This is a genomic window from Streptomyces sp., assembly GCF_031178505.1.
In the GTDB taxonomy this organism is placed as follows: domain Bacteria; phylum Actinomycetota; class Actinomycetes; order Streptomycetales; family Streptomycetaceae; genus Streptomyces; species Streptomyces gulbargensis.
Map to the genome: position 1 here is coordinate 1 of NZ_JAPSIW010001009.1, position 1,851 is coordinate 1,851.

2 protein-coding genes are annotated in these 1,851 nt (G+C 73.3%); one reads left to right on the forward strand and one right to left on the reverse strand.

Going from position 1 to position 1,851, the window contains the following annotated elements; all coding sequences use genetic code 11:
- Positions 1-12 precede the first annotated feature (12 nt).
- On the reverse strand, positions 13-381 hold the full coding sequence (trxA, locus tag RIF68_RS35640) for a thioredoxin (protein WP_309055759.1): 369 nt from the start codon (positions 379-381) through the stop codon (positions 13-15).
- A 110-nt stretch (positions 382-491) separates the two neighbouring features.
- Between trxA and RIF68_RS35645 the strand changes: the two genes are divergently transcribed.
- A partial coding sequence (locus RIF68_RS35645) for an NAD(P)/FAD-dependent oxidoreductase (RefSeq protein ID WP_309055761.1) occupies positions 492-1,851 on the forward strand: 1,360 nt, incomplete at its 3' end.

Consider the following 1,851-nt stretch of genomic DNA (forward strand, 5'->3'; position numbering starts at 1 on the left):
CGGGCGTTCAGGTCACTGCTTCTGCTGCTGCGCCGCGATGGACTTGCGCACCTCGTCCATGTCCAGGTTCCGCGCCTGACCGATGACGTCCTCCAGGGCGGCCTCGGGGAGCGCCCCGGGCTGGGCGAAGACGGCGACCTTGTCCCGCACGATCATCAGCGTCGGAATGGAACGGATCTCGAACGCGGCCGCCAGCTCCTGCTGCGCCTCGGTGTCCACCTTCGCGAAGACCAGGTCCTGGTGACGCTCGGAGGCGGCCTCGAAGACGGGGCCGAACTGACGGCACGGACCGCACCACGAAGCCCAGAAGTCGATGAGGACGAAGTCGTTCTCGGTGACGACCTCGTCGAAGTTGTCCTTGGTGAGCTCTACGGTGCTCATGCTTCCTGCCTCTCGGTCTCCGGTGGTGTCCTCACGGTCCCCTGGGGACACGCCCCGCACAACGGCGTATCCGGTCGCGCTATTCCGGCGGCCTCCACCAGACTGGGGCCATGACACGAACGGTGACGGACACCCCCGGTGACGGACAGCGGTACGAGCACACCTACGACGTGGTGGTCGTCGGCGCGGGCCCGGTCGGCGAGAACGTGGTCGACCGGGTGCGGGCCGCGGGCCTGAGCGCGGCGATCGTCGAGAGCGAACTGATCGGAGGCGAGTGCTCGTACTGGGCGTGCATGCCCAGCAAGGCGCTGCTCCGCCCGGCCCTCGCCCGCTCCGACGCCCGCAAGGTCCCCGGCCTGCGGGGGTCCGTCGAGGGGCCGCTCGACGCGCGGGAGGTCCTCGCGCACCGGGACGCCACCGTCGGCCACTGGAAGGACGGCGGCCAGGTGGACTGGCTCGACTCGATCGGCGTCGGCGTCCACCGGGGCCACGGGCGGCTCGACGGCCCCCGCAGGGTCACCGTCACCCGCCCCGACGGCGGGCGTGAGGTCCTCACCGCCCGCCACGCCGTCGCCGTCTGCACCGGCAGCCGCGCCCTCCTGCCCGACCTGCCGGGTCTGGCGGACGCCCGCCCCTGGACCAGCCGGGAGGCCACCAGCGCGGACCGGGTGCCCGGCCGGCTGATCGTGGTCGGCGGCGGCGTGGTCGGCGTGGAGATGGCCACCGCCTGGCAGGCCCTCGGGTCCCGGGTGACGATGCTGGTACGGGGCGGGGGACTGCTGCCGCGCATGGAGGCGTTCGTCGGGGAACACGTCGCCGAGGCCCTGACGGCGCGCGGCGCCGACATCCGTACCGGCGCCTCGGTCTCCGCCGTGGAACGCGACGGGGACTCCGGACCCGTGACCGTCATCCTGGAGGACGGCACCCGGATCGAGGGCGACGAGGTGCTGTTCGCCACCGGCCGGGCCCCGCGCACCGACGACCTCGGCCTGGAGACCGTCGGCCTCGAACCGGGCTCCTGGCTCGACGTCGACGACAGTCTGAAGGTGTCCGGGAGCGACTGGCTCTACGCCGTCGGCGACGTCAACCGGCGCGCGCTCCTCACCCACCAGGGGAAGTACCAGGCCCGGATCGCGGGCGCGGCCATCTCCGCCCGCGCGAGCGGAAGCACCGACCTCGACACGGGCCGCTGGGGTGCCCACGCCGCCACCGCCGACCACGCGGCCGTGCCCCAGGTGGTGTTCTCGGACCCGGAGGCGGCGGCCGTGGGGCTCACACTCGCGGAGGCCGAACGGGCCGGGCACCGCGTCCGGGCCGTGGACCTCGACATGACGCAGGTCGCAGGCGCCGGCCTGTACGCGGACGGCTACCGGGGTCACGCCCGCATGGTCGTCGACCTCGAACGCGAGATCGTGCTCGGCGCCACCTTCGTGGGGCCCGGCATCGGCGAACTCCTCCACTCGGCCACCG